General features: G+C 72.9%; 21 protein-coding genes, 3 tRNA genes and 1 rRNA gene. 11 read left to right on the top strand and 14 right to left on the bottom strand.

The window, feature by feature from the left end:
• Together HPY23_RS31810 and HPY23_RS31805 are read right to left on the bottom strand one after the other, a co-directional pair.
• A 16S ribosomal RNA gene (locus HPY23_RS31810) occupies nucleotides 1–65 on the bottom strand; the annotation flags it as partial.
• A gap of 407 nt (nucleotides 66–472) precedes the next feature.
• Nucleotides 473–1,624, bottom strand: coding sequence for a glycosyltransferase (locus HPY23_RS31805; RefSeq protein ID WP_091890845.1), 1,152 nt, complete (start codon nucleotides 1,622–1,624; stop codon nucleotides 473–475).
• Between the two features lie 204 nt (nucleotides 1,625–1,828).
• On the opposite strand from HPY23_RS31805, the gene HPY23_RS31800 reads away from it, so the two are divergent.
• From HPY23_RS31800 to map, 3 genes are all read left to right on the top strand, one after another.
• Nucleotides 1,829–3,916 carry a prolyl oligopeptidase family serine peptidase gene (locus HPY23_RS31800; protein WP_091890842.1) on the top strand — a complete coding sequence of 696 codons (2,088 nt, stop codon included), beginning with the start codon at nucleotides 1,829–1,831 and terminating at the stop codon, nucleotides 3,914–3,916.
• A gap of 106 nt (nucleotides 3,917–4,022) precedes the next feature.
• A complete protein-coding gene (locus HPY23_RS31795; RefSeq protein WP_091890839.1) occupies nucleotides 4,023–4,697 on the top strand; it encodes a L,D-transpeptidase in 675 nt (224 codons plus the stop codon).
• Between the two features lie 116 nt (nucleotides 4,698–4,813).
• Nucleotides 4,814–5,569, top strand: a complete 756-nt coding sequence (gene map / locus HPY23_RS31790; RefSeq protein ID WP_091890859.1) for a type I methionyl aminopeptidase — start codon at nucleotides 4,814–4,816, stop codon at nucleotides 5,567–5,569.
• Between the two features lie 203 nt (nucleotides 5,570–5,772).
• On the opposite strand, the gene HPY23_RS31785 is transcribed toward map, so the two are convergent.
• The 4 genes from HPY23_RS31785 to HPY23_RS31770 all read right to left on the bottom strand — a co-directional run bounded on the left by HPY23_RS31785 (nucleotide 5,773) and on the right by HPY23_RS31770 (nucleotide 8,635).
• The gene (locus HPY23_RS31785) at nucleotides 5,773–6,687 is read right to left on the bottom strand and encodes a bestrophin family protein (RefSeq protein WP_091890836.1); all 915 of its coding nucleotides are present in this window, start codon (nucleotides 6,685–6,687) and stop codon (nucleotides 5,773–5,775) included.
• Between the two features lie 136 nt (nucleotides 6,688–6,823).
• On the bottom strand, nucleotides 6,824–7,390 hold the full coding sequence (locus tag HPY23_RS31780) for a YceI family protein (protein WP_091750625.1): 567 nt from the start codon (nucleotides 7,388–7,390) through the stop codon (nucleotides 6,824–6,826).
• Nucleotides 7,387–7,992 carry a cytochrome b gene (locus tag HPY23_RS31775; protein WP_091750621.1) on the bottom strand — a complete coding sequence of 202 codons (606 nt, stop codon included), beginning with the start codon at nucleotides 7,990–7,992 and terminating at the stop codon, nucleotides 7,387–7,389. Before HPY23_RS31775 ends, HPY23_RS31780 begins: the two co-directional genes overlap by 4 nt.
• 28 nt (nucleotides 7,993–8,020) lie before the next feature.
• Nucleotides 8,021–8,635, bottom strand: a complete 615-nt coding sequence (locus HPY23_RS31770) for a YceI family protein (RefSeq protein WP_063919981.1) — start codon at nucleotides 8,633–8,635, stop codon at nucleotides 8,021–8,023.
• A 125-nt stretch (nucleotides 8,636–8,760) separates the two neighbouring features.
• Between HPY23_RS31770 and HPY23_RS31765 the strand changes: the two genes are divergently transcribed.
• Both HPY23_RS31765 and HPY23_RS31760 read left to right on the top strand, forming a co-directional pair.
• Nucleotides 8,761–9,693, top strand: a complete 933-nt coding sequence (locus HPY23_RS31765) for a LysR family transcriptional regulator (RefSeq protein ID WP_091890833.1) — start codon at nucleotides 8,761–8,763, stop codon at nucleotides 9,691–9,693.
• Nucleotides 9,694–9,773: 80 nt separating this feature from the next.
• Nucleotides 9,774–9,865, top strand: a tRNA-Ser gene (locus HPY23_RS31760).
• Between the two features lie 327 nt (nucleotides 9,866–10,192).
• Here HPY23_RS31760 and HPY23_RS31755 read toward each other — a convergent pair.
• Together HPY23_RS31755 and HPY23_RS31750 are read right to left on the bottom strand one after the other, a co-directional pair.
• Nucleotides 10,193–11,635, bottom strand: a complete 1,443-nt coding sequence (locus HPY23_RS31755; protein ID WP_091890830.1) for a mannose-1-phosphate guanylyltransferase/mannose-6-phosphate isomerase — start codon at nucleotides 11,633–11,635, stop codon at nucleotides 10,193–10,195.
• Between the two features lie 383 nt (nucleotides 11,636–12,018).
• Nucleotides 12,019–12,561 carry a cytochrome b gene (locus HPY23_RS31750; protein WP_060845216.1) on the bottom strand — a complete coding sequence of 181 codons (543 nt, stop codon included), beginning with the start codon at nucleotides 12,559–12,561 and terminating at the stop codon, nucleotides 12,019–12,021.
• A gap of 202 nt (nucleotides 12,562–12,763) precedes the next feature.
• Between HPY23_RS31750 and ribA the strand changes: the two genes are divergently transcribed.
• Both ribA and bfr read left to right on the top strand, forming a co-directional pair.
• Nucleotides 12,764–13,867: a GTP cyclohydrolase II RibA gene (ribA, locus tag HPY23_RS31745; protein WP_236012629.1), complete on the top strand. Its 1,104-nt coding sequence runs from the start codon at nucleotides 12,764–12,766 to the stop codon at nucleotides 13,865–13,867.
• A gap of 139 nt (nucleotides 13,868–14,006) precedes the next feature.
• Nucleotides 14,007–14,504 carry a bacterioferritin gene (gene bfr / locus HPY23_RS31740; protein ID WP_048435018.1) on the top strand — a complete coding sequence of 166 codons (498 nt, stop codon included), beginning with the start codon at nucleotides 14,007–14,009 and terminating at the stop codon, nucleotides 14,502–14,504.
• A gap of 33 nt (nucleotides 14,505–14,537) precedes the next feature.
• Here bfr and HPY23_RS31735 read toward each other — a convergent pair whose 3' ends face one another.
• Nucleotides 14,538–14,783: a (2Fe-2S)-binding protein gene (locus HPY23_RS31735; RefSeq protein WP_060845217.1), complete on the bottom strand. Its 246-nt coding sequence runs from the start codon at nucleotides 14,781–14,783 to the stop codon at nucleotides 14,538–14,540.
• A 298-nt stretch (nucleotides 14,784–15,081) separates the two neighbouring features.
• Between HPY23_RS31735 and HPY23_RS31730 the strand changes: the two genes are divergently transcribed.
• Together HPY23_RS31730 and HPY23_RS33965 are read left to right on the top strand one after the other, a co-directional pair.
• The gene (locus HPY23_RS31730) at nucleotides 15,082–17,619 is read left to right on the top strand and encodes a PAS domain-containing protein (protein ID WP_236012628.1); all 2,538 of its coding nucleotides are present in this window, start codon (nucleotides 15,082–15,084) and stop codon (nucleotides 17,617–17,619) included.
• A gap of 159 nt (nucleotides 17,620–17,778) precedes the next feature.
• Nucleotides 17,779–19,530: a sensor histidine kinase gene (locus HPY23_RS33965; RefSeq protein WP_091890827.1), complete on the top strand. Its 1,752-nt coding sequence runs from the start codon at nucleotides 17,779–17,781 to the stop codon at nucleotides 19,528–19,530.
• A gap of 22 nt (nucleotides 19,531–19,552) precedes the next feature.
• Here the strand turns inward: HPY23_RS33965 and HPY23_RS31720 are convergent, their stop codons facing one another.
• The 3 genes from HPY23_RS31720 to HPY23_RS31710 all read right to left on the bottom strand — a co-directional run bounded on the left by HPY23_RS31720 (nucleotide 19,553) and on the right by HPY23_RS31710 (nucleotide 20,777).
• Nucleotides 19,553–19,963: a hypothetical protein gene (locus HPY23_RS31720; protein ID WP_060845219.1), complete on the bottom strand. Its 411-nt coding sequence runs from the start codon at nucleotides 19,961–19,963 to the stop codon at nucleotides 19,553–19,555.
• Between the two features lie 106 nt (nucleotides 19,964–20,069).
• Complete coding sequence (locus tag HPY23_RS31715) at nucleotides 20,070–20,318, bottom strand: hypothetical protein (RefSeq protein WP_060845220.1); 249 nt, start codon at nucleotides 20,316–20,318, stop codon at nucleotides 20,070–20,072.
• A 300-nt stretch (nucleotides 20,319–20,618) separates the two neighbouring features.
• A complete protein-coding gene (locus HPY23_RS31710; RefSeq protein ID WP_167543865.1) occupies nucleotides 20,619–20,777 on the bottom strand; it encodes a hypothetical protein in 159 nt (52 codons plus the stop codon).
• Nucleotides 20,778–21,097: 320 nt separating this feature from the next.
• Between HPY23_RS31710 and HPY23_RS31705 the strand changes: the two genes are divergently transcribed.
• Nucleotides 21,098–24,001, top strand: a complete 2,904-nt coding sequence (locus tag HPY23_RS31705; RefSeq protein ID WP_091890823.1) for a bifunctional diguanylate cyclase/phosphodiesterase — start codon at nucleotides 21,098–21,100, stop codon at nucleotides 23,999–24,001.
• A gap of 171 nt (nucleotides 24,002–24,172) precedes the next feature.
• On the opposite strand, the gene HPY23_RS31700 is transcribed toward HPY23_RS31705, so the two are convergent.
• Nucleotides 24,173–24,247 (bottom strand) — tRNA-Thr (locus tag HPY23_RS31700).
• An 85-nt stretch (nucleotides 24,248–24,332) separates the two neighbouring features.
• Nucleotides 24,333–24,407 (bottom strand) — tRNA-Thr (locus HPY23_RS31695).
• 222 nt (nucleotides 24,408–24,629) lie between these two features.
• On the opposite strand from HPY23_RS31695, the gene HPY23_RS31690 reads away from it, so the two are divergent.
• On the top strand, nucleotides 24,630–25,619 hold the full coding sequence (locus HPY23_RS31690) for an ABC transporter ATP-binding protein (protein ID WP_091890820.1): 990 nt from the start codon (nucleotides 24,630–24,632) through the stop codon (nucleotides 25,617–25,619).
• Nucleotides 25,620–25,624: the final 5 nt, after the last annotated feature.

The following is a 25,624-nucleotide window of genomic DNA, read 5'->3' as shown; positions in this document are numbered from 1 at the left end:
TCGACTTGCATGTGTTAAGCCTGCCGCCAGCGTTCGCTCTGAGCCAGGATCAAACTCTCAAGTTGAAGAGCTGATCATAGCTGATCACAACATAAACGGAGGCTCACGACCGATCGGCGTTTCCGCCTGATCGTGTGAGCACCGAAACGTCGAACCAGCATCATCCTACTCACGACCGGTTCCGAAGGAACCGACCCGCAGGGACGACGCCGTCCACGCTTCTCTTTCTCAGATGAACTTGTCAAAGAGCGCGCCGGGCGAACCCGGCATCCATCGGCGAAAACAGGACCAGCACCTGACCAAGGTCAGGCTTGCCGGCCCGGACTGTCTCGAAGATGGCTCAGCGCCCGGGCCGCTGTCGCGGCCGGCGCCGATGAGTGGTCGTATAGGCTCGGGGTTTCGGGCGGTCAACACCCTTTCTCCGGCCGAGCTTCCAGAAAATGCCCCGCCCCTGCCTGGGACGAGGCCTCGGCTATGGGAGTGCGGCCGGGGCGTCGGCCGCGAGGCGGGCCGGCTTGGTGCGGATATCCATGGCGTTGCCGCGCCAGACGATGTCGCGGGCAACCCAGGCGGCGAGCCAGATCGGGACGAAGAGCAGGTCGCGGGCAAGGCACGCGAGGGGGAAGCGCCAGGACCATGGCCAGCCGTTGCGGGCGGCGAGCCGCCACTCGGCGCCGTACCAGGCCGCGGCGGTGCCGAGCATCGCCGCGAGGCCGGCAAGCCCGCCCCCGGCCGCCGGATAGGCGGCGAGCATCGGGATCACCGCGCCGGTGCCGATCTCGGGGGCGAAGAAAAGCGGGAAGGTGACCCGGCGCAGGCGCGCCCAGCGCAACTGGCGCGACCACACCTCGGCGCCCCGGCGCGGCCCGAGCGGCTGGGCGAAGGGAGAGGCGACGAGATGGACCTTGCGGCCCATGGCACGCACCAGCTTGGTGGCGGCGGCGTCCTCGGCGATCTCGGCGGCGAGCGCCCGGATCCCGCCGCGGCTGTCGAGGAGCGGCCGGTACCAGAGCATGCTCTTGCCCTGGGCAAAGCCCAGCCCCAGCGCCTCGCCGACATATTGCCAGCGCGCCTGCAGGGTGTTGAGGAAGGCGCACTCGACCTCGGCCCAGAAGCTGCCCGGTCGCGTGCCGACCGGCGTCGAGCAGACGAGGCCGGTATCGGACCGCCACGCGGCGCGCAGGCGCTGGATGTAGTCCTCCGGCATCAGCACGTTCGAATCGGCCAGCACGATCCAATCGTGGCACGCCTCGTCCCAGCCGCGGATGCAGTTGTTGAGCTTGGGGTTGTCGCTCACCCGCTCGTCGCCGACGATCAGCCGGGCCGGGACGCCCGGATGCATCGCGATCAGCCGCTCGACGAGCGGCACGATCGGATCGGTGGCGCGCGCGACGCAGAAGATCAGCTCGTAGTGCGGATAGGCGAGGCGGAAGCCCGAGCCCAGCGTCTCCTCGCTGTAGGTCTCGAGGCCGCAGACCGGGCGCACCACCGTGACCGGCGCGTCCTGAAGCCCGGCGGAGGCGGGGTCCGGCCGGCCGAGGCGGCGCAGCGCGATGGCGAGGCTCGCGAGGTTGATGACCGTGAGGGCGAGGCAGATGATGGCGGCAAGGCCGGTACCGGTCATGCGGGTCCTCCCGGGCCGGTCGAGACCCGCGCCCTCCCCTCCCCTCAAACAGATCGGCTGTTGCAACCGTATGACGGCAGCGCGTGCGCCGGACCGGTGTTTCCCGGCCGCATCACCCGGGCGGCGGCGGCCTGGACCCCGCCCGTCGCCGGGTTAGATGATCCGGCGAGATCTTTTGAAGCTCGCGAACCGACGAGGTCCGGCATGCCGCACCAGCCCGATCCCCGCCCGACCCTCCAGGCCCCGGACGACGACCCGTATCTCTGGCTCGAGGAGGTCGACGGCGCACGGGCGCTGGCCTGGGTCGAGGCGCAGAACGCCGACACCCTCGCGGCCTACGCCGACGGGCGCTACGCAGCCGACCGCGACGGCCTGAAGGCCGCGCTCGACCGGCCCGACAAGATCCCGGGCGTCACCCGGCGCGGCGGCCTCCTCTACAACCTGTGGCAGGATGCCGGGCATCCCCGCGGCCTGTGGCGGCGCACGACGGAAGGCGAGTACCGCAAGGCCGATCCCGCCTGGGAGGTGCTCCTCGACCTCGACGCGCTGGCCCGCGACGAGGGCCAGGACTGGGTGTGGAGCGGCGCCGCGAGCCTGCCGGGCAGCCACGCCCGGGCGCTCGTCCAGCTCTCCCGCGGTGGCGGCGACGCCACGGTGGTGCGCGAGTTCGACCTTGAGACCCGCTCCTTCGTCGAGGGCGGCTTCTCGCTGCCGGAAGCCAAGAGCATCCCGGTCTGGCTCGACCCCGACACGCTGCTGCTGGCGAGCCCCCTCGGCGGGCCGGAGCACGCGACGCCGTCGGGCTACGCCCGCACCGTGCGGCTGTGGCGGCGCGGCACCGACCCGCTCGACGCCCCGGTGATCTTTTCCGCCGGCCCGGCCAGCATGGTCGCCTACGGCTATCCCGACCGGGAGGCGAACCCCGAGCGCCTGGTCTTCGCCGAGCGCACCGGCTTCTTCGACGGCACGATCCAGCTCGGCGACCGCACCGGTCCGAAAACCCGCCTCGACATTCCGACCGATGCCGACGCGCACTGGCACCGCGGCTTCCTGGCCATCCGCCTGCGCACGCCGTGGGCGGTGGGCGGCACGACGCATCCGGCCGACAGCGTGCTCGGCATCGGGCTCGACGCGTTCCTGGAGGGCGCGCGGGACTTCCAGGTGCTGTTCACCCCGGGTCCGCGCCGGGCGCTGCAGGGCTTCTTCTGGACCGGCGGGCACCTGGTCCTGTCGATCCTCAACGACCTGAAGGCGGTTTTTCCGGTCTTCACCCCCTCGCCGAGCGGGTGGGCGGAGGGCCGCGTCACCGGCCTGCCGGAGCTCGGCGTCGTCAGCGTCTGGTCGATGGACGGCGAGGAGGAGGAATCGAACGGCGACCTGATGGTGGCCGCCAACGACCCCGTCACCCCCTCGACCTTGCTGACGACCCGGCCCGATCTCGCCGCGCCGACGCTGCTCAAGCAGGCACCCGCCCTGTTCGAGGCCGACGGAATGGTGGTGACCCGGCACGAGGCGGTGTCGAGCGACGGCGAGCGCATCCCCTACGTCCAGGCCGGCCCGGCCGGCGAGACCGGCGAGGCGCCGGTGCACCTCTCGGGCTATGGCGGCTTCCAGGTGACGAACCTCGCCGGCTACTCGGCGGTGCTCGGCCGGCTCTGGCTCGCCAAGGGCGGCACCCGGGTGGTCGCCAACATCCGCGGCGGCGGCGAGTTCGGCACCCGCTGGCACGAGGCCGGACGGCGCGAGGGCAAGGCGCTGACCCACGACGACTTCGCGGCGGTGGCCGCCGACCTGGTGCGCCGCGGCGTGACGACACCCGGACGCATCGCCGCCGAGGGCGGCTCGAACGGCGGCCTCCTCATCGCCAACATGCTGACGCGCTATCCCGAGCGCTTCGGCGCGCTGTTCTGCACCGTGCCGCTGATCGACATGCGCCGCTACACCAAGCTGCTCGCCGGCGCGAGCTGGATCGCCGAATACGGCGACCCGGAGGTCCCGGAGGACTGGGCCTTCCTGCAAGAGATCTCGGCCTACCACGTCGCGGAGGCCGGGAAGACGTATCCGCCGATCCTGATTGCCACGACGCGGCGCGACGACCGGGTCCATCCGGGCCACGCCCGCAAGATGGCGGCGAAGCTCCAGGCGCTCGGCTACGATGCCCGCTTCTACGAGCCCGAGGCCGGCGGCCATTCCCACGGCAAGAACAGCGCCGAGACCGCCGCCTTCGCGGCGCTCGGTGCCGCCTTCCTGCGCCGGGCGATCGGCTGGGAGCCGGAGGTGGCCGAGAGCTGAGCGTTTCAGCAGTTCACACCCGGGAACCCGGGGGCGGCGCGCACGTCGTCCCGGCAGCGCGTGGCATCATGCCCGCGCGTCCTGCCGGAACGGGGATCTTTCCACGATGCGCGCCGCCCTCCTCGCCGTCACCCTCTGCGTGGCCGGTGCAACCCTCGGTGCGGGCGAGGCACGGGCCGGAATCCTGATCGCGGTCGACAAGACCACCCAGCGGATGACCGTGACGCGGGACGGCCGGACGCTCTACGACTGGCCGGTCTCCACCGGCATGGCCGGCTACGACACGCCCCGCGGCACCTTCTCGCCGTCGCGCATGGCGGCCGATTACCGCTCGCGCGAGTGGGACGACGCGCCGATGCCGCACGCGATCTTCTTCACCGGTCGCGGCCACGCCATCCACGGCAGCGGCCATACCGGCCGCCTCGGCACCCCGGCCTCGCACGGCTGCGTGCGCCTCGCGCCGGGCAAGGCCGCGACGCTGTTCGCCCTCGTGAAGGCGGAGGGCATGGGCAACACCCGGGTGGTGATCGGCGGCGACGAGACGGCGCTGGCCGGCCGTGCCTCGCCGCGGCGCGAGGCACGGCGCGACCGCCTGGAGCGGGACGGCTTTGCGCAGGACGGCCTCTACGCGCAGAACGGCCTCTACGCGGATGCGCCGGTCGCCCGCCCGCGGCGCGGCCGCAGCGCCGATCCGTGGGGCGACGCCGGCTGGCAGCCGGTCGGGGCGGCCTATCCGCCGGCCTATGGCGGGACCTACTACACTGTCGTTCCGGGCTACTGAGCCCACCGGCCACGGCGGCGTTCCGCGCGCCGCGCATCACGGCTTTGCCGCGCCCCGCCGCGATGGCACAAGCGGCCCGTCGCGGCCCCTTTCCGGCCGCGCCGGGAGCCATGGCGATGACGGTGTCGAGCGACGACGAGCTGGAGGCCCTGCGGCGGATCGGCCGCATCGTCGCCGACGCCCTGGAGGCGATGGGCCGGGCGATCGAGCCCGGCATGACCACGGCCGAGCTCGACCGGATCGGTCGGGAGCACCTGGAGCGGGCCGGCGCCCGCTCGGCGCCCGAAGCGGTCTACGGCTTTCCCGGCGCGACCTGCATCAGCGTCAACGAGGAGGTCGCCCACGGCATTCCGGGGGAGCGCCGGATCGCGCCGGGCGACCTCGTCAACATCGACGTCTCGGCCGAGAAGGACGGCTACTTCTCCGATACCGGCGCGTCCTTCGCGGTGCCGCCGGTGACCCGGGCGGTGGAGCGGCTGTGCCGGGACGGGCGCCGGGCGATGTGGACCGGCCTGCGCCAGGTCGGGACCGGCAAGCCGCTCGCGGGCATCGGCCGGGCGGTCGGCGCCTTCGCGCAGAAGAACGGCTACACGCTGGTGCGCAACCTCGCGAGCCACGGGATCGGCATCTCGCTGCACGAGGAGCCGACCGAGATCGCGACCTGGCCCGACGCCTCCGAGCGCCGGATCATGACCGAGGGGCTGGTCTTCACCGTCGAGCCGTTCCTGTCGCTGGGCGCCGACTACGCCGAGAGCGGCGAGGACGATCCCTGGACCCTCTACAGCCGGCCGCGGGCGCTCACGGTGCAGTACGAGCACACGGTGGTGGCGACCCGCAACGGGCCGCTCGTCCTCACCATGCCGGGGACCTAGAGCGCTTCACGATCGCGTTGCAATCGCGAAGCTCTCTAAGTCTTTGTTTTGTCGCATTTTCTCCAACGAACCGGTTTCCACTTCGTCGGAAAATGCTCTCAGCATCATTCGCCGAAGTGGTCACCGGTTCGGCGGCGGAAATGATGCAAAAAGCAAAAGGCTCAGCAGAGTTGCCCTGCGCAACTCTGCTGAGCGGGCGCGCGTCACCGCAGCCAGTAGCGCTCGGGGCTGAGCGGCGGCGGCACCGGGGCGCCGAGGGCATCCTGCACGATGCCGTCGATCCCGCGCAGCAGCGCGTCGAGGGGCAGGTCGTTGGCGGCCGAGCCGAACGGCTCCTCCAGCTCGTCGCCCAGCGCATCGAGGCCGAAGAACGTGTAGGCGACCAGCGCCGTCGCCACCGGCGTTCCCCAGCCGAGCGACGCGGCGAGGCCGAAGGGCAGGAGCAGGCAGTAGAGCCAGGCGGTGCGGTAGAGGAGCAGCGTGTAGGCGAAGGGCAGGGGCGTGCCCTGGATGCGCTCACAGGCCGCCTGCACCCCCGACAGACCGGCGAGCTTCTGCTCGAGGAGCCCGAACGACACGTCGCTCAAGGTCCCCTCGCGCATCGCCCCGGCGAGATCGGCGGCGAGGCCGGACAGGGCGGCGTCGGCCGGGCTGGCGCGGGACGCGAGACGCCCGCGCTCGGCCTGCGGCAGGTGGGGAGCGGCGGCGGCCGCGTCGTCCTGCCCGCGCAGGCGGGCGTGCAGCGCGTGGGCGAAGCCCGCGAGGCGCTCCAGGCAGCGTCGGCGGCGGGCGTCGTCCTCCGGCAGAAGCGCCCCGAGCAGCCGGGCGAGCCCGCGGGCCTCGACGACCAGGCTGCCCCAGACCTTCCGGGCCTCCCACCAGCGGTCGTAGCAGGCGTTGTTGCGGAAGCTGAGAAAGATCGAGAGCGCGAGTCCGATCAGGGTGAACGGCCCGATGCCGGCGGTGAGCGGGATCGCATGGGCCCAGCCCTGCTCCGTCGCGACGACCAGGCAGGCGACGGCCGTGATGGCGGTCACCTGCGGGGCGATCTGCGGCAGGATCGACCCGCGCCACGCGAACAGGATCGCGAGGGCGCCGGGGCGGGGACGGACGATCATCGGGTGCGCACGCTCTCCGGAAGACGGTGCGCGGTCATCCGCCCCCGCGCGGCCGGGGTCAAGCGCCCGTCCGCCGCCGGACTCATCAGCAGCCGGACCGGCTCACCCGCCGGACTCTTTCACCCACCGGACTCTTTCACCCGCCGGACTTGGCGCTCGCCGTCACGTCGATATCCACCCCCACCTGCAGGGCGACCATCGAGTCGTTGGCCCAGGAGCCCTGGCCGACGCCGTAATCGGTGCGCACGAGATCGAGATGGCCGACCGCGTGGGCGGTGCCGCCCGAGACCGTGAGCGTGAACGGCAGGGTCACGTCCTTGCGCAGGCCGCGGATCGTCAGCGTGCCGACCGCGTCGTAGGCGTCGCCGCCCTTGGCCACGAAGCGGGTCGCCTCGAAGCGAGCCTGCTTGTCCTTGCTGGTGTTGAACCAGTCGGCCTGCGGCAGCGCCTCGTCGCGCTGCTTGTCGCCGGTCTCGGCGCTGGTGAGGTCGATCAGCACCACCGCCTTGCCGGCTTCGGGCTTCGCCGGATCGAAGTCGATCCTGGCGTCGTAGCGGGTGAAGCGGCCCTTGAAGGGGGCGCCGACCTGGGTGCCCGAGAAGCCGATGCGGCTCTTGGCCGGATCGACGGTCCAGTCGGCAGCCTGCGCGGCGAGGGGGGCGGCGAACAAGCCGAGGGCGAGGGCGAGGCGGAAGGGGATCATCGCGAGGAAACCTCGGGTTTCGCGCTCGCGCGCCGCACCAGGGGCAGCATCCGCCACAGGGTGTCGTCGCGCAGCACGAGGTGGTGGCGCAGGGCCGCGCCGACATGCAGGAGGAGGAGCGCCATCAGCAGCCAGGCGCCGGTGCTGTGCACGAGCTTCAGCACGCCCTCGACCGCCGCCTTGTTGGGCATCTCGGGCAGGACCGGCAGGTGCGGCCACGGGATCACCCCGTAGAGCACCGTCGGGATGTTGTAGGGCGAGGCCGAGACCATCGCCCAGCCGACGAGCGGCATGGCGAGAAGCAGGCCGTAGAGCGCGAGATGCGCCGCAGACGCCGCCCGCCGCTCGGCCTTCGGCATCGCCGCGGGCAGCGGCGGGGGCTTGTGAAACAGGCGCCAGGCGAGGCGGACGCCCATCAGCACCAGCACCGTGAGGCCGACGGACTTGTGCCACTGGTAGAAGGCGAAGCGGTCCATCGGCGAGAGCGGGCCGCGCGTCATCGCGAGGCCCAGGCCCAGCAGGACCAGGATGCCGAGGGCGATCAGCCAGTGCAGCACGATCGCGACGAGGGTGTAGCGACGGGGCGTCGCGACCGTGTGCATGACGATGTCGCCTTCGGCTCCGACCCGATTAGTCCTTGCGCTCGAAGGCGCCGTTGAGGACCAGGTGGACCTCGTCGCTGATCGCCGGCACGAAGGTCTTCACGCCGAAATCCGAGCGCTTGATGGTGCCCTTGGCCTCGAAGCCGACCGTGACCTTCTTGTTCATCGGGTTGGCGCCGGCGCCGACCAGCGTCACCTCGAGGGTCACGGGCTTCGTCACGCCGTGAAGGGTCAGGTCGCCGACGACCTTGGCCTTGTCCTTGCCCTCGGGCGTCACCTTGGTCGAGGTGAAGGTCATCTCGGGGAACTGGGCCACGTCGAGCCACTTGTCGCTCTTCAGCGAGTCGACGAGGTGCTGGCTCGGCGCGTAGAGCGACTTCACCGGCACGGTCACCTTCAGGCGGCTCTCGGCGGGCTTGGCCGGCTGCAGCTCGAGGCTGCCCGACACGTCCGAGAAGATGCCCGTGTACGGCGAGAAGCCGAAATGGTTGACCGTGAACAGGGCCTGGGTGTGGTTCGGGTCGACCACGTAGGTGCCCGCCTGGATCTGGGCGGGGTCACGGGTCGCGGCCCCTTGCGCCACGGCCGGGGCGGCGAGGGCGAGACCGGCGGCGAGGCCGAGGGCGAGGACGGACAGCTTCACGAGAACACTCCGTGTCGTCGGGGTCGCGCGGGGCCCCGATCGGGTCCTCCGCACTCGCAACCCCTCGTGCGGCGCTGGGCTTAAGCCGGTTCCGTCGCGGGCGTAAGACCGCTAAACCGGGACACATGGTTGCTGGTTCGGAAACCTTCCGGGGTGCGCTCTCCGACGTGAGGGCGTTTTGTGCGGTCGTCGATCACGGAACCGTGACACAGGCGGCTGAGATCCTGGGCGAGACCAAGGGCAGCATCTCGCGCCGGGTCTCGCGGCTGGAGCGGGAGCTCGGCGTCACCCTGCTCGCCCGCACGCCGCGGGCGGTCTCGCCGACGGTGGAGGGCCTGGCCTTCCACGCCAAGGCGCAGGAGAGCCTGGCGCTCCTCGACGGGGCGCTGGAGACGGCCCGGGACGCCCGCACCCTGCCCCGCGGCCACCTGCGGGTCACCACCTCGATCGATTTCGGCATCGAGGTGATGCCCGACCTGGTGGCGAGCTTCCGGGTGCGCTACCCGCAGGTGACGATCGACCTCCTCATCACCGACACCCGCCTCGACCTCGCGGCCAACCGCATCGACCTCGCCTTGCGCCTCGGCAGCGGCGAGGGGCAGGATGGCGGCTACCGCGCCCCGGTGCTGGCGCACCTGATGATCGGCCTCTACGCCGCGCCGGCCTACCTCTCGGCCCGCGGCGCCCCCGCGACCCTCGACGACCTCGCGGGCCACGACCTGATCCTCTCGCGCGAGCGCCTCGGAGCCGCGCCGGTGCGGCTGTCCGACGGGCAGGGCCGGGAGGGCCACATCACCGCCCGGCCGGCCGTTCGCGCCACCGACTACGCCACCGTGCTGCGCCTGACCCGGGCCGGCGCCGGGATCGGCCACATCCCGAGCCTGGTGGCGGCCCAGGCGCTGAGGGACGGCGCCCTGGTGCCGGTGCTGCCCGACTGGGCGAGCCGCGGCGGCGTGCTGCGCGCCGTGAGCCTCGCCGGCCGCGAATTGCCGGCCCGGGTCCGGCTGTTTCGCGACCACGTCCGCCTCGGCCTCGCGGCGATGCGCGAGGCGGCCTGAGGGCGATCATCTCCCGCCATGGTCGCCCCGACGAAACCGGTTGACCGCGCCCCGCCGATTCCCTAGAGCGTTGGCCCACCGGAGACGTGGCCGAGCGGCTGAAGGCACTCGTTTGCTAAATGAGCAAGCCCCGAAAGGGGCTTCGAGGGTTCGAATCCCTCCGTCTCCGCCATCCATGGCGCATTCCGCTCATCCGTAGAGCGACGCCCCGCGAGCCCCAGGTGGCCCGGGATCGAGCGCCCCTCCACAGGACAGATCGACCTTACCCCGGACGCTTCGTGCGACCGACCGGGAGATTCGTGGCGGCGGCCGGGTGTCACGCCGGGACGCGGATCGATCCCGACCCCGCACGGGCGGACGATCCCGCGCCGGCTCGGGATGCACGGCCGACGACAGCCGCCGGCCGCATTGCGGCGACCCGACCACCCCCACCGACCGCCGCCTCGCGCTCCCCGGCACCGATCGACGCCGGGAGGTCGTTGTCCGCGCGGTCGTTCCGTCAGCGGCCGTAGACGTCGTCGATGCGGATGATGTCGTCCTCGCCGGTGTAGCTGCCGACCTGAACCTCGATCAGCTCGAGCGGGATCTTGCCGGGATTGGCCAGGCGATGGACGCAGCCGATCGGCAGGTAGGCCGCCTCGTTCTCGTGGACGAGGCGCACCACCCCGTCCACCGTGACCTCGGCCGTGCCGCGCACCACCACCCAGTGCTCGGCCCGGTGGTGGTGCTTCTGCAGCGACAGCCGCCCACCCGGCTTCACGGTGATCCGCTTGACCTGGAATCGCCCGCCGATGTCGATGCGCCGGTAGGAGCCCCAGGGCCGGTACATCAGCCGGTGGGCATCCGCCTCCGGCTCGCCCCGGCGGCGCAGGTCCTCGACGAGGCCCTTCACCTCGGCCCCGGCGGTGCGGCCCGTCACCAGCACCGCATCGTCGGTCGTCACCACCACCACGCCCTCGAGGCCGACCACCGTGGTCAGGATCCCGCCGGAGGAGTGGACCAGGCTGTCGCGGGTGTCGCGCAGGGCGACCCGGCCGCGCACGGCGTTGCCGTCGCCGTCCCGGTCCGACACCTCCCACAGGGCGCCCCAGGTGCCGATGTCCGACCACGGGAAGCGAACCGGCAGCACGCCGGCCCGCTCGGTCCGCTCCATCACCGCGTAGTCGATCGAGATCTGCGGCGCGCGCGCGAAGGCCTCGGCATCGAGGCGCACGAAGTCGAGGTCGCGGGTCGCGCCCTCGAGCGCGTCGCGGGCCGCCGCCAGAACCGCCGGGGCGTGGGCTTCGAGCTCGTCGAGCATCACGTCGGCGCGGAACAGGAAGTAGCCGCCGTTCCACAGGGCGCCGTCGGCGATCAGGGCCGCGGCGCGGGCCGCGTCCGGCTTCTCGAGGAAGCGGGCGACCGCGCAGGCGCCCCCCTCGCCCGCCGCCCCCGCGAGCGGGGCGCCGGGCTGGATGTAGCCGTAGGCGGTGGAGGGGTTGGTCGGGGTGATGCCGAGCGTCATGACGTGCCCGGCCCGCGCCCCGGCGCCGGCCGCGCGCACCGCCGCCGCGAAGGCCGCGTCGTCGCCGACCGCGTGGTCGGCGGGCAGGATCAGCACCAGGGCCTGGGGATCGCGTGCGGCGGCGTGGAGCGCCGCGACGGCGACCGCGGGGGCCGAATCGCGCCGGCACGGCTCGAGCAGGATGTCGGCCTCGATCCCGCCCTGGGCGAGCTGCTCGGCGACGAGGAAGCGGGCGTCGTTGGCGGTGACGACCGTCGGCCGGGCGAAGACGGCGGGATCGCCGAGCCGCGCGGCAGTGGCCTGGAACGACGAGCGCTCGGGCTCGGCGAGCGGGATGAACTGCTTGGGAAAGCTCTCGCGGGAGGCCGGCCACAGCCGCGTGCCCGATCCGCCGCACAGGATCACCGGGTGGATCGACCGCTCGTTCTCGAACGCCATGGCAGCTTTCTCTTCCAGGAGCACCCGGGACGACGGGCGCGCGAGAGGGTGATCACGCGAGACGATCGCGCCGGCCGGTCGGATCCGGGTGCTACCGACGCGTCGCCGGGACCCGCAAAGTCCGAGCGAGCGCGTCGTCCACCCGCTGCCGCGCATCGACGACGCCCGTCCACCGGCGGACGTCCCGTCGCCAGGCGCCGCCCTGCGGACCGGGCGGGAGCGACGATGCCCGGCAAATGGCTGCGATCGGGGAAAGATGTATCGTTAAGCAACGGTCTCTCGCCGCCCGTCCGTAGCCGCATCCCCACGCCGGCGAGATCGTCGGTCCTGCCGGCGGGACATCGCGCACGACACCAGGATCGTGCCGCGACCTCGACCGTCGATCATCCCGCCTTCCCCCACCCCATCCGCCGCAGCGTTCCGTCGCGCCGCACGAGGTGGTGGTGCAGCGCCGCGCCGGCGTGCAGGAGCGCCAGGGCGACGAGCGTGAAGGCCGCGACCTGGTGCACCTTGAGGATCGCCTCGCCGACCGGCATCCCGCCGGAGACCGGCAGCGTGAGGGGAAGCGTGAAGTACAGCATCACCGGCGCGCAGCAGGCCGAGGTGCCGGCCCAGCCCAGCAGCGGCACCAGCACGATCAGGACGTAGAGCGCGAGGTGGGAGGCCCGGGCCGCCCGGCGCTGCCAGGCCGGCAGGCCGGCGACGAAGGGCGGAGCGCCGCGGGCGGCGCGCACCAGCAGGCGGGCGAGCGCCAGGGCCAGCACGGTGAGCCCGACCGACTTGTGCCACTCGTAGAGGGCGTTCTTCACCGCGCCGTCCGGCCAGTTCGCCATCGCGAGCGCCATCGGCACCAGGACGAGGACCAGGGCGGCGACCGCCCAGTGCAGCGCCTTCTGGGACGGGGCGTAGGTGGCACGGAGCGTCATGCGGCCTCACTCCTGGGGTGTATGGCTAACCTGGACAATCGCGAAAGGTTGATGGAGGGATCCGGGGAAAGCGGAACCGGACTTCCCACATGCCGTGCGGTGCAGGTGCAACCGCGGCGGCGTGCGTCCCGGGTCCACCGCACGGTCTCCCGCCACGACGGCGCCGGGGCCGCCTCTGTCAGGGTCGATGATGTCGGTCACGATGAAGAGCAGCAGCATCCTAGACCCGGCCGCGGGCCGGGACCAGATCGACGTCGAGCGGGCGCTGGCGGAGATCCGCGCCGGCCGGCCGGTGGCCCTGCGCGGCCGCGATCCGGTGCTGGCACTCTCGGCGGAGGCGCTCGACGACACCACGACCGCGCTCCTGGCGCCGCTCGCCGGCACCGGCGCCCGCCTCGTCCTGCCGGCGCCGCGCCTGCGCCGTCTCGGCGTCCCCGAGCGCACGGAGCCCGGCGCGGTCGCCCTGTCGGCGCTCGATCCGGCCCGGATCGAGATCCTGGCCCTGCGCCTCGACGGGCGGATCGACGCGCCGGTGGCCCCGGCCTCTGCCGGCGACGAGGCGGCGCTCGCCCTGATGGCGCTCGCCCAGGTGCTGCCGGCGGTGCTGGTGGTGCCGGGCGAGGCCGCGCCTCCCGGCACGCTCTCGGTCGAGGCAGGGGCGGTCGCCCGCTATCCCGCCCGGCAGGCGGCCGCCCTGCGGCCGGTGAGCCGGGCGCCGGTGCCGCTCGCCGGCGCGCCCGACAGCGAGTTCGTGGTCTTCCGCGGCGGCGAGGGCCTGCGCGACCAGGTGGCGGTGGTGATCGGCCGGCCGGACCTGTCCGAGCCGGTGGCGGTGCGGCTGCACTCGGCCTGCCTCACCGGCGACCTGTTCGGCTCGCTCAAGTGCGATTGCGGCGACCAGCTGCGCGGTACCGCGGGCTGGATGGCGCAACACGGCGGCGGCATCGTGCTCTACCTCGACCAGGAGGGACGCGGGAACGGGCTCGCCAACAAGATCCGCGCCTACGACCTCCAGGCGCGCGGGCTCGACACCTACGAGGCCGACGAGGCCCTCGGCTTCGGCCTCGACCAGCGCCGGTTCGATTTCGCGGCGGCGATGCTGACGGCGCTCGGCGTGACCCGGGTCCGCCTCGTCAGCAACAACCCCGAGAAGGCCGCGAGCCTGGAGGCCGCCGGCCTGACGGTGGTCGAGACCCAGCGGGCCCTCGGCCGGATCACGCCCGAGAACATCCGCTACCTGACGGCCAAGCGCGACCGGGCCGGCCACGCCCTCGACCTCGACGCCTTCGCGTGCAGCGAGGCGTGAGCATCGGGATCGCTGCGCCGACCAAAAGCGGTGTAAGGATCTGGCCGCGGTGGCCCTGCGTCACGTTCGCTGATAGCTAAGGCACCGGATGGGCCGGCATCGCCGGCCCCGACGGACGATCGATACGGGAGATCGAGCGATGAAGGGTGACGCCAAGGTCGTCGAGTACCTCAACCGCGGCCTGCGCAGCGAGCTGACCGCGGTGAGCCAGTACTGGCTCCACTTCCGGATGCTGAACGACTGGGGCTACATCGACCTCGCCAAGTTCTGGCGCAAGGAGTCGATCGAGGAGATGAACCACGCCGACCGGTTCGTCGACCGGATCCTGTTCCTCGAAGGCTTCCCGAACCTGCAGGAGCTCGACCCGCTGCGGATCGGCCAGAACGTGCAGGAGATCATCGAGTGCGACCTCGCCGCCGAGGTCGAGGCCCGCAGCCTCTATCTCGAGGCCGCGAAGTACTGCGACTCGATCAACGACCGGGTGTCGAAGCAGCTCTTCGAGGACCTGGCCGCCGACGAGGAAGGCCACATCGACTTCCTCGAGACCCAGCAGGAGCTGATCCGCCAGGTCGGCCTGCCGCTCTACGCCCAGCGCCACATCGGCGGTCTCGAGAAGATCGAGCCCGAAGTCGAGTGATCCTCGCCTGACCGCGATAGAGCGGGGCCGTCGTCAGGCGGCGGCCTCCTCCAGTTCCTTCAGGGTGCAGGCCGCCCCGCAGGTGGTGGTGCAGGCCGCGTGGGTGTCGGCCAGCGCCCGGTCGAGGATGCCCCGGATGGTGCGGGCGCAGCGGCCGCATTTCGGGCTGCAGCCGAGGCAGGCATAGACCTGCGCCGGCGTGCGCGGGCAGCCGGGGCCGGGATTGAGGCAGGCACGCACCTGGCCATCGGAGAGCACGTTGCAGGAACAGACGATCATGCTGTGACGGGGCACCCGATCCGTGGAGCGCCGAGGGAACTGCTCCCGCCCACCGCTCTCAGATTAGAACTTTTGAAAACTACAACATAATCAACAAGTTACCGCGCAGCGCCCGATTCCGCAACCGGGCCGGGCCGGTCATCGCGCCGCAGGGCGGCTCCCGCGCGGGCGACACCCTGACGGCCCGGAAACCGGGCCCGGCCCTCGCCGGTTGCCTGCGCGGCGCGGCCCGTCTATCGGCCATGCCGCAAGGTCGGCAAGGTCAGGACGAGGGATGCGGGGCCGCGACGATCGGACGATGAGCAGGCACGTCGACAGCACAGAGAGGGAAGCGGCCGACCGGCAGGGCGCGGCCGGGCGCGACTCGGGCAGGCATGATTCGGGCGGGCTTGCCTCGGGTGGGCCTGATCTGGCCGAGCAAGGCCTGGTCGACACCGCCCGCCTCGCCCGCACGGTCTGCGGCACCGCCTACGCGATGGTCCTGCGGCCCGGGGTGCCGGCTTGCGGCCCGCTGCCGCCCGGCCTGGTCCCGGACGAGGCGGCGATCCTCGGCCGGCTCGCGGGCGACGAGACCATCGTCGTCGCCGACCTGACCCGGGACCCGCGCACCGCCGAGCTGTCGGCGGTGGCCGGTTCGCCGGCCCTGCGCTTCCTGGCCGGCCTCGTCATCGCCGGCCGGGACGGCAGGCCGCTCGGCGCCCTGTGCGTGCTCGATACCGCGGCGCGGCCCGACGGGCTGTCGGCCGAGGCGGCGGCGGCCCTCGTCGCCCTCGGCCGGCAGGCGGCGCGGGAGATCGGCTTCCACGCGGACCTCGCCGCGGCACGGGCCGACCGCGACGGCCTGCGCAGCATCACCGAGGCCGCCCCTGCCCTGATCGCCGCCCTCGACCGCGACGAGATCTGCCGCTTCGCCAACGGCAACTTCTCGCGGTGGTTCGGGCGGGCGCCGGCCGAGACCGTCGGGCGGTCCCTGCGCGAGATCCTGGGCGAGGCGGCCTACGCGGCGCGCCGGCCCTTCCTCGCCCGGGCCCTGGCGGGCGAGACGGTGTCGTTCGAGGCACCCCATCCCGGCGCCGACGGGCGCCACGCCCTGGTGCGCTACGTGCCGCGCCGCGGACCCGACGGCGGGATCGCCGACCTGCAGCTGCTCGGCGTCGACATCACCGCCGAGAAGGAGGCCCGGGCGGCGCTCGCCGACAGCGCCCTGAAGTTCCGGGCCATCGCCGAATCGATGCCCCAGATGGTGTGGTCGACGCTGCCGGACGGCTACCACGACTACTACAACCCGCGCTGGTACGAGTTCACCGGCATGCCGGAGGGCTCGACCGACGGCGAGGGCTGGAACGCGATCTTCCACCCCGCCGAGCAGCCGGAGGCCTGGCGGCGCTGGCGCCACTCGCTCGCCACCGGCGAGCCCTACGAGATCGAGTACCGCCTGCGCCGGCGCGACGGAGTCTATCGCTGGGTGCTCGGCCGGGCGATGCCGATCCGCGACCCCGCCACCGGGGCGATCGAGCGCTGGTTCGGCACCTGCACCGACATCGACGACCAGGTCCGGGCCCGCGAGACCTTGAGCCAGCGCCGCGAGGCGCTGGAGGCCGAGGTGGCCGAGCGCACCGCGGCGCTCGCCGAGGCCAATGCCCGGCTGACCGCGGAGATCGAGGAGCGCACCCGGATCGAGGAGGCCCTGCGCCAGTCGCAGAAGATGGAGGCGGTGGGCCAGCTCACCGGCGGCATCGCCCACGACTTCAACAACCTGCTCACCGGCATCGTCGGCTCGCTCGACCTGATGCAGACCCGCATCAACGAGGGCCGGACGCAGAACCTGACCCGCTACGCCGGCCTCGCCATGGCCTCGGCCCAGCGCGCCGCGGCGCTCACCCACCGGCTGCTCGCCTTCGCGCGGCGCCAGCCGCTCGAGGCACGGGCGGTCGACGCCAATCGCCTGGTGAGCTCGATGGACGAGCTGATGCGCCGGACGCTGGGCGAGCGGGTCCAGCTCGAGGTGGTGGTGGCCGGCGGCCTGTGGCTGACCTTGTGCGACCCCAACCAGCTCGAGAACGCGATCCTCAACCTCTGCATCAACGCCCGCGACGCGATGCCGGAGGGAGGGCGGCTCACCATCGAGACCGCCAACGCCCATCTCGACGACGCCTACGTGGCGAGCGAGATCGGGGTGCGGGCGGGCCAGTACGTCTGCGTCAGCGTGACCGATACCGGCGCCGGCATGCCGCCCGACGTGATCGCCCGGGCCTTCGACCCGTTCTTCACCACCAAGCCGATCGGCGAGGGCACCGGCCTCGGCCTGTCGATGATCTACGGCTTTGCCAAGCAGTCCGACGGGCACGTCCGGATCTACTCGGAACTCGGCCAAGGCACGACGGTCAAGCTCTACCTGCCCCGCCATCTCGGCCGGATCGCGGACGAGCCCGCGCCGACCGCGGGCCTGCCGGTGCCGCGGGCCGAGCATGGCGAGACGGTACTGGTGGTGGAGGACGACGCGACCGTCCGGGCGCTGGTCGGCGAGACCCTGACCGAGCTCGGCTACCGGGTGATCGAGGCGCCCGACGGGCAGACCGGCCTGCGCATCCTCGAGGCGCCCGGTCGGATCGACCTCGTCGTCACCGATGTCGGGCTGCCGGGCCTCAACGGACGCCGGATGGTCGACGAGGCGCTGGCGGCGCGCCCCCGGCTGCGGGTGCTGTTCATCACCGGCTACGCCGAGAACGCCGCCTTCGGCAACGGCCACCTGGCGCCGGGCATGCGGATGATCACGAAGCCCTTCGCCATCGACGCCTTCGCCGCCAAGGTCCGGGCGATGATCGAGCCGGGCTGAGCCCCGCGCCCGCACCCCGCACGCGCGACGAGGACGGGGCCGGGGAAGCGGGGCAAGGCGAGGCTATCTCCGGGCGCTCGCCTTGGGCTAAGGTCGGCCCGCACCTGCAGGGCATCCCGCCCCTCGCCCCTCGCGCCCTCCCCTCTCGCGGATCGTCCCGTGCCGCAGCCGCCGCTCCGTGTCTTCCTGGCGCTCGGTCTCGGGACCGTGGGACTGGTGGCGACCCTGGTGCTCGCCCTGGTGGCGTCCCGGGTGGCGAGCCAGCGGCTCGAGGCGCGCATCGAGGCCGAGCTCGCCGACGTCGCCGGGATGATGGCCGGCCGGCTCGACCGCGGCCTGTTCGAGCGCTGGCGCGACATCGTGATCCTGGCCGAGAACGACACCATCCGCGACCCCGCCGCCCCGCTCGCGCGCAAGCGCCGCGTGCTGTGGCGGGCGCAGGAGACCTATCCCGACTACGCCATCATCGGGCTGGTCGGCGTCGACGGCCGGATCCAGGCGACGAGCACCGGCGCACTCGAAGGCGCCGAGGTCGGGCACCGGGAATACTTCACCAACGGGCGTCACAGCCCCTTCGTGGGCGACGTCCACGACGTCGTTCTGCTCGCGACGATCGACCCGCACCACGACCCGGCCGACCCGCCCCGGGTGCTCGACATCGCCGCTCCGGTACGGGACGATGCCGGGCAGCTCGTCGGCGTGGTCTCGGGCCATCTCGACTGGGCCTGGGCGCGAGCGGCCGAGGCCTCCTTGCGCGAGACCACCGGCACCCCGCGCGACCTCGCCATCATGGTGCTCGCCCGGGACGGCACGGTGCTGCTCGGCCCCGAGGGCCTGCGCCGCACCCGCGTGCCGGCGGAACTCCCGAGCGTCGCCGGCGCCCGGGACGGGCGCTCTGGCACCGAGACGGAGACCTGGCCGGACGGCCGGCGCTACCTCACCGGGTTCCGGCCGACCCGGGGCTACCGCGACTTCCCGGGTCTCGGCTGGACCGTGCTGGTGCGCCAGGACGCCGGCACCGCCTTCGCGTCGGTGACCGACCTGCGCCGGCAGATCCTGCTGTGGGGCCTCGTCGTCGCGACGGTGGCGGCCGGCATCGGCTGGTTCGCCGCCGGCCTGCTGGCCCGGCCCCTGCGGCGGCTGGCCATCGCGGCCTCCGCCCTCGGCCGGGGAGAGGCGGTGACCGTGCCGGGCTCGGCGGTGCGGGAGGCGCAGGCGATCAGCCACGCGCTCACGGCCGCGGCGCGGGCCCTCGCCCGGGAGGAGGAGGAACGCCGGGCCGCCGACGCGCGCCAGGACCTGCTGATCCACGAACTGAACCACCGGGTGAAGAACACCCTCGCCACCGTGCAGTCGATGGCGCGCCAGACCGCCCGCAGCGCGGCCTCGCTCGCCGACTTCACCGGCAGCTTCGAGGCCCGGCTGCTGGCGATGTCCCAGACCCACAACGTGCTCACCGCCAACCACTGGGAGGGGGCGGGGCTGTCGGGCATCCTGTCGGCGGAGCTCGAGCCCTACGCCGGCGGGCGGGCCGACCGCATCCGGCTGGAAGGACCGCCGGTCTCCCTCACTCCCGCGGTGGCCCTGCCGCTCGGCATGGCGATCCACGAACTCGCCACCAACGCGGCGAAGTACGGCGCGCTCTCGGCCGAGGCCGGCCAGGTGGCGGTGGAGTGGTCGCTGGAGGGGCGGGCGGGCACCGGGACGCTCGTCCTGCGCTGGCGCGAGAGCGGCGGCCCCGCGGTGGTGCCGCCGAGCCGGACCGGCTTCGGGACCCGGCTGATCCGGGCGAGCCTGGAGCGGGAGCTCGCCGGCGAGGTCGCGCTCCACTACGCGGAAGGGGGCCTGGTCTGCCGGATCGCGGTGCCGCTCGCCGTCAGCGCACAGACGGCGCGCACGGAGGCCGCGTGAGCGCGGGCGCCGGGCTGGGCGGTCAGCGCCCGTAGGGATAGCAGCGGCTGCGCTCGAGCGGGATGCCGAGATGGGTGCCGAGCCCCCGGATCGCCTCCTCGTGCGCGACGTAGGGGTCGGCGTTGCCGATCCCGACCACGATCGGGCAGCCGGCGCCCGCCGGCACCATCGCGGTCGCGAGCCCGCTGCCCTCGGCGTCGCGCAGGGTGAAGAAGCGCGGCATCGTCCGCGCCAGGTGCCCCTTGAGGCCGATCCGCTCCTCGACGAAGGGACCGCCGGCCGGCGGCACGTAGGACGCCTCGGCGCGGCTCTGGGCTTGGCGGAAGTGCTTCTCGACGGCATGGCCCATCAGGGCCGATTCCCGGATCGCCTCCGCCTCGGTCTCGATGCGAAACCAGGTCTTCCCACCGGGAACGTCGCAGACGTAGTCCATCGCTCACCTCGACGGCCTGCCCGGGCCACTGCCCCGCCCCTTCAGTGTGGGGACGCGGCGGCCGGATGTGAAGCACGGGTGCGGCGCCGGGCCCCGGGAGCCGCCGCTACGGGCGGGCGGAGGGGCTCTCCCCCAGGGCGGCGCGACCCTGCGCGGTGATGCGCCAAGCCGCGCAGGCGCCGCCCGGCAGCGGACCGGGCTCCTCGCCGAGAAACAGCAGGTCGCCGTCGTTCGCCAGGGCGCAGAGCCGGCTGTGGTCGCCGGGCCAGGCCCGGTCGGGGTCGCGCCGGAGCGTGATGCGGCCCTCCTCGGCGAGGGCGGCGCGGCTGAGGAGGCGGCGGCGGTGATCGATCATCGCGTCGGGTCCTGGTTCGGGGGCCGGATGCGCGGCGGGCCGGCGCGGACGCGGGCGAGCCGGCGGCACGGCCGATGGGACGCGGGCCCGCAAGAAGCCTCGCGTCGGCGCAAGCGAGGTGAGGCCCGGGTTGGCGGCATCCGTGACGATGCGCGGGGCGGGCGGCGGCAGGGCGGCCCGGTGGGCCACGGCGGCGGATCACGCGAGGCGTGCCGGCACGGCAAAGCTTAACAGCCGAGCCTGCGGATGCAACCGGGCGGCCCCGGAAGCGGCCGTCGCCCCCGCGGCGCCCGGAAAAGCTCAGCCCTGGCCCGAGAGGAGCTGCGCGGCACGCTCCCATCCGCCGAGGAGGTCGGCTCCGACGCAGGCGAGGCCGAAGACGAGCAAGGCGAGGGCGAGGGTGACGTGGCCGACCGCTTGGAGAGGGCGCCAGCCGTAACGGCGGAGCTGTGAGTACATGGTCGAATCAGTGCGCCGCAATGGTTAACAAATCGTTACACGCCGGCCGTGGCGATGATCGCGCGCCGCACCGGCCGGTGCCGGACGACCGGCCGCCTCCTGTGCGAAACCCGGGCCTCGACCAGTTCTCCGGCTCGGTCGGGCACCGTCGCGCCAGTCGAGGACCAGTCGGGCGGGCGGATAGGTACGGCCGATCGCGCGCCGGTAGGGGCGGTCATCCGGGCACGATTGCGGTCGGACGCCGGCGCTGTTCGCCGCGGGTGCCCTTTGTTAAGCTCCTCTGAGGCAGGTTGCCGGCAACGTTGGCGTCACGGCAGGACATGATGCATCGTGCGTTCGTCTGCCTGACGGCAGAGCATACCGCCTGGGCCGTTCCCCTGGCGGCGCTGGTCTGCTGGTTCTCCTGCCACACCGCCCTGCACCTGCTGGAGCAGGCGCGCCCCGAGCACGGCAGGGGTTCGCTCGGCTGGCTCGCCGGTGCGGCGTTCTCGGCCGGCGCCGGTATCTGGAGCACGCACTTCATCGCCATGCTGGGCTACGATCCGGGGGTGGGCGTGAGCTACGACCCGGCGATCACGCTCGCGTGGCTCCTCGCCAGCATCGCGAGCGCGCTCGCGGCCTTCGCCCTCCTGCGGCGCTCCCGCGACAGGACCCGGGTGATCGCCGCCAGCCTGATCCTGGGCCTCGGCATCGCCGCGATGCACATCACCGGCCTGCGGGGCGTGCGGATCCAGGGCAGCTTCGTCGTGGACCCGGCCCTGGCGGCGGCGGCCATCGTCGCCGGCATGGTCCTGACCTACGGTGCCCTCCTGGCGCTGCCGCGGGCGGCCGACGGCGGGGCTCTGCCGCGCGCAAGGACAAGCGGGGCGCCGCCAACGGGGCAACGCGGACGCCTCGTCGGCGCCAGCCTCCTCATGGCCTCAGGGATCACGGTGCTGCATTTCCTCGTAATGGCGGCGGTCCAGGTCGTCCCGGACCCGCAGGCCGACGCGGTCGTCGACAGCCTGCCGCATGCCGCGCTCGCCGCCGTCATCGCCGTCGTCACCCTGGCGGTGCTCGGCTGCGCGGCCCTGGCGCTGGCCGCGGACCGCCTGCGCAAGATGAACCGGGTGCTGAGCGCGCGGACGGCCGCCCTGGTGGCGAGCGAGGAGCGCATGCGGGCGCTCACCGACACGCTGCCGCAGATGGTCTGGGTCATGCCCCCGGACGGCTACACCGTCTACACCAACCGGCGCTTCCAGGCCCTGTTCGGGCCGGGCGTCTCCTCCCGCGAGCAGCGCTTCGCCAGCCACCATCCGGACGGCCGGGAGGCGATCGCCGCGGCGTGGCGGATCGCGGAAGCCGAGGCGCGCACCTTCGAGACGGAGGCGCGGCTCAAGGACCTGTCGGGCGACTACCGCTGGTACAAGATCGTCATGGTGCCGGTCCTGCACGACGGTGCCGTCGTCGAATGGATCGGTACCGCCCTCGACATCGACGACATGGTCCTCGCCCACGAGGCGCTGCGGGAGAGCGAGGAGCGCCTGGCGCTGGCCCTCGATGCCGGCAGCGACGGACTGTGGGATTGCGACCTGCGCACCGGCGAGGCCTGGACCTCGGACCGCTGGTGGCAGCTGCTCGGCTACGCGCCGGGCGAGCTGCCCTCCGACACCTGGACGTGGCGCTCGCTGATCCATCCCGACGACCGGGCGGCGGTCGTCGGGCTCCTCGACCGGCACCTCGCCGGGGAGATCCCGGTCTTCGAGTGCGAGCACCGGCTGCAGCGCAAGGACGGGAGCTGGGGCTGGTTCCTGACCCGGGCGAAGGTGGTCTCGCGCGGTGCCGACGGCCGGGCGATGCGGCTCGTGGGGACCCACGGCGACATCGGCGTGCGCAAGGAGGCCGAGCGGCGGATCGCCCACATGGCGGCCCACGACGCGCTCACCGACCTGCCGAACCGCACCCTGTTCCGCGAGCGCCTGGAGGGGCGCCTGGCCGAGATCACCGAGACGGGCGGATCCTGCGCGGTCCTGTGCCTCGACCTCGATTGCTTCAAGGAGGTCAACGACGCCCTCGGCCACCTGACGGGCGACGCGCTGCTGCAGGCGGTGGCCGAGCGCCTCGGCGCCGGGCTGGCGGCGGGCGACCTCGCGGCGCGCCTCGGCGGCGACGAGTTCGCGGTCCTCGTCGCCTCGGTCGACGGCGCCGGGGACGCGACGGCGCGGGCGCAGGCGATGATCCGGGCGATCGGCCGCCCGGTCGCGATCGGCGACCAGTCGGTCGAGGTCGGCGCGAGCATCGGCATCGCCCTCGCCCCGGCGCACGGGACCGACGGAGAGACGATCCTGCGGCGCGCCGACCTCGCGCTCTACAAGGCGAAGGCGGACGGGCGGAACGCCGCCCGCGCGTTCGAGACCGCGATGGACGCGGCCCTCGCCGAGCGGCGCCTGCTGGAGGCGGATCTGCGCCACGCCCTGGTACGCGACGAGCTGATGCTGCACTACCAGCCCCAGGTGCGCTCGGCCTGCGGCCGGCTCGTCGGGTTCGAGGCCCTGGTGCGCTGGAGCCACCCCTCGCGCGGCCTCGTGCCGCCCGGCGCGTTCATCCCGCTCGCCGAGGAGACCGGCCTGATCGTGCCGCTCGGCGAGTGGGTGCTGCGGGCGGCCTGCCGGGAGGCGGCAGGCTGGGCGCATCCGCTCAAGGTCGCCGTCAACCTCTCGCCGCGCCAGTTCCAGCAGGCCGACCTGCCCGAGCGGGTGCGGGCGATCCTCGCCGAGACCGGCCTGCCGCCGGAGCGGCTCGAGATCGAGATCACCGAGACGGTCATCATCAACGACATGGCCCGCGCGCTCACGGTGCTGCGACGGCTGAAGGCGCTCGGGATCGGCATCGCGATGGACGATTTCGGCACCGGCTACTCGTCGCTGGCGACGCTGCAGGCCTTCCCGTTCGACAAGATCAAGATCGACCGCTCCTTCGTCAGCCAGCTCGAGCAGCGTCCCTCCGCCGCCGTGATCGTGCGGGCGGTGCTGGGGCTCGGCCGCAGCCTCGGCATCGGCGTGGTGGCCGAGGGCGTCGAGACCGACGGGCAGATGCGCTTCCTCGCCGAGGAGGGCTGCGAGGAGATGCAGGGCTACCTGTTCGGCAAGCCGCAGCCGGTCGAGCGGCTCGCCGGACTGATCGCCCGGGACGCCGCGTGGCTGCGCGACGCGGGCGAGAACCGCATGATCGCGGCCGGCATCTGAAGACGGGGGCTCGCGGCTCCGGGCTCGTTCGGCGCCCGGGGCCGCCGACGGCGCGCCGGGGCGCTCAACCGAGAGACGTGACGCGCGGCTGGGAGATTTACTGGGGACGCCCGCCGGCTACGGGCTCGAGGCACCGTCACGGGTCGGGTCGTGCGCATGCCGGAAGGAGAATGGTGCCGCTGGGGAGGATTGAACTCCCGACCTCGTCATTACCAATGACGCGCTCTACCACTGAGCTACAACGGCGCGCCGGTGCCGGGCTGCCCTCCCGATCGGAAGCGGACAGTCTTCAGACACACCGAGCGAAATCTTGAACTCTCACGGTGAAGGATGGTGCCGCTGGGGAGGATTGAACTCCCGACCTCGTCATTACCAATGACGCGCTCTACCACTGAGCTACAACGGCCCGTCGGCGCCACGAAAGTCCGGCCGCGACCGATGAGGCCGGGCAGTCCGTCGCTGTGCGCCGAAGACGAGCGGGGGGATAGCGGATCGCCCGGCGCATTGCAACAGGCGCGGGGGCAGGAATCGCGGGCGCGCCGGACGGCGCCGTGCCGGCCGGCCCCCTCCCCCTGGCCCGTCCCTTGCTTTGCTCGAGGTCCAAGGGGAGAGCGCCAAGGGACGGTGCATGGACATCGAGCTGATCAGCCTGACCAAGCGCTACGGCGACACCGTCGCGGTCGACGGGATCAACCTGAAGATCCGCTCGGGCTCGTATTGCTGCCTGCTCGGGCCCTCGGGCTGCGGCAAGACCACGACGCTCCGGATGATCGCCGGGCACGAGACGGTCTCGTCGGGCGACGTGGTGATCGGGCCCAAGGCGGTGGGCGACCTGCCGCCGGCCGAGCGCGGCACCGCGATGATGTTCCAGAGCTACGCGTTGTTTCCGCACCTCACCTGCCGCGACAACGTCGCGTTCGGGCTCAAGATGCGGGGCGTTCCGAAGGCGGAACGCCTCAAGCGCGCCGAGGCGATGCTGGCGCTCGTGCAGATGGACCACCTCGCCGGGCGCCTGCCGGCGCAGCTCTCGGGCGGCCAGCAGCAGCGCGTGGCGCTTGCCCGCGCCCTCGTCACCGGCCCGAAGGTGCTGCTCCTCGACGAGCCGCTCTCGGCCCTCGACCCGTTCCTGCGGGTGCGGATGCGCACCGAGCTCAAGCGCCTGCAGGGCGAGCTCGGCATCACCTTCGTGCACGTCACCCACAGCCAGGAGGAGGCGATGGCGCTGTCCGACCTCGTCGTGGTGATGAACGGCGGGCGCATCGAGCAGGCGGCCGCGCCCCGCACGGTGTTCGAGCGCCCGGCCACCGCCTTCGTCGCCCGCTTCATCGGCGGCCACAACGTCATCGCGCTCCCCGACCGGCGCGTCGCCGTGCGGGCCGACCGGATGCGGCTCGGTCCGGAAGCGGGCCCGGAGGCGCAAAGCGCCCGCGTCGTCGCGGTCGAGTACCAGGGCAGCACCGTGCATGTGAGCCTGGAGGCGCCGAACCTCGCCGCGGAGGCCGGCGCGCCGCTCACCGCGATCCTGAGCGACCACGCCTTTGCGGCAAGCCCATTCACCCTCGGAGACACGGTGCGGGTGGGCTGGCCTGCCGGCGAGGCCCACCGCCTCGACGCCTGACGACG

Source organism: Methylobacterium ajmalii (assembly GCF_016613415.1).
In the GTDB taxonomy this organism is placed as follows: Bacteria; Pseudomonadota; Alphaproteobacteria; order Rhizobiales; family Beijerinckiaceae; genus Methylobacterium; species Methylobacterium ajmalii.
This window is presented reverse-complemented; position numbering and strand designations above follow the sequence as displayed.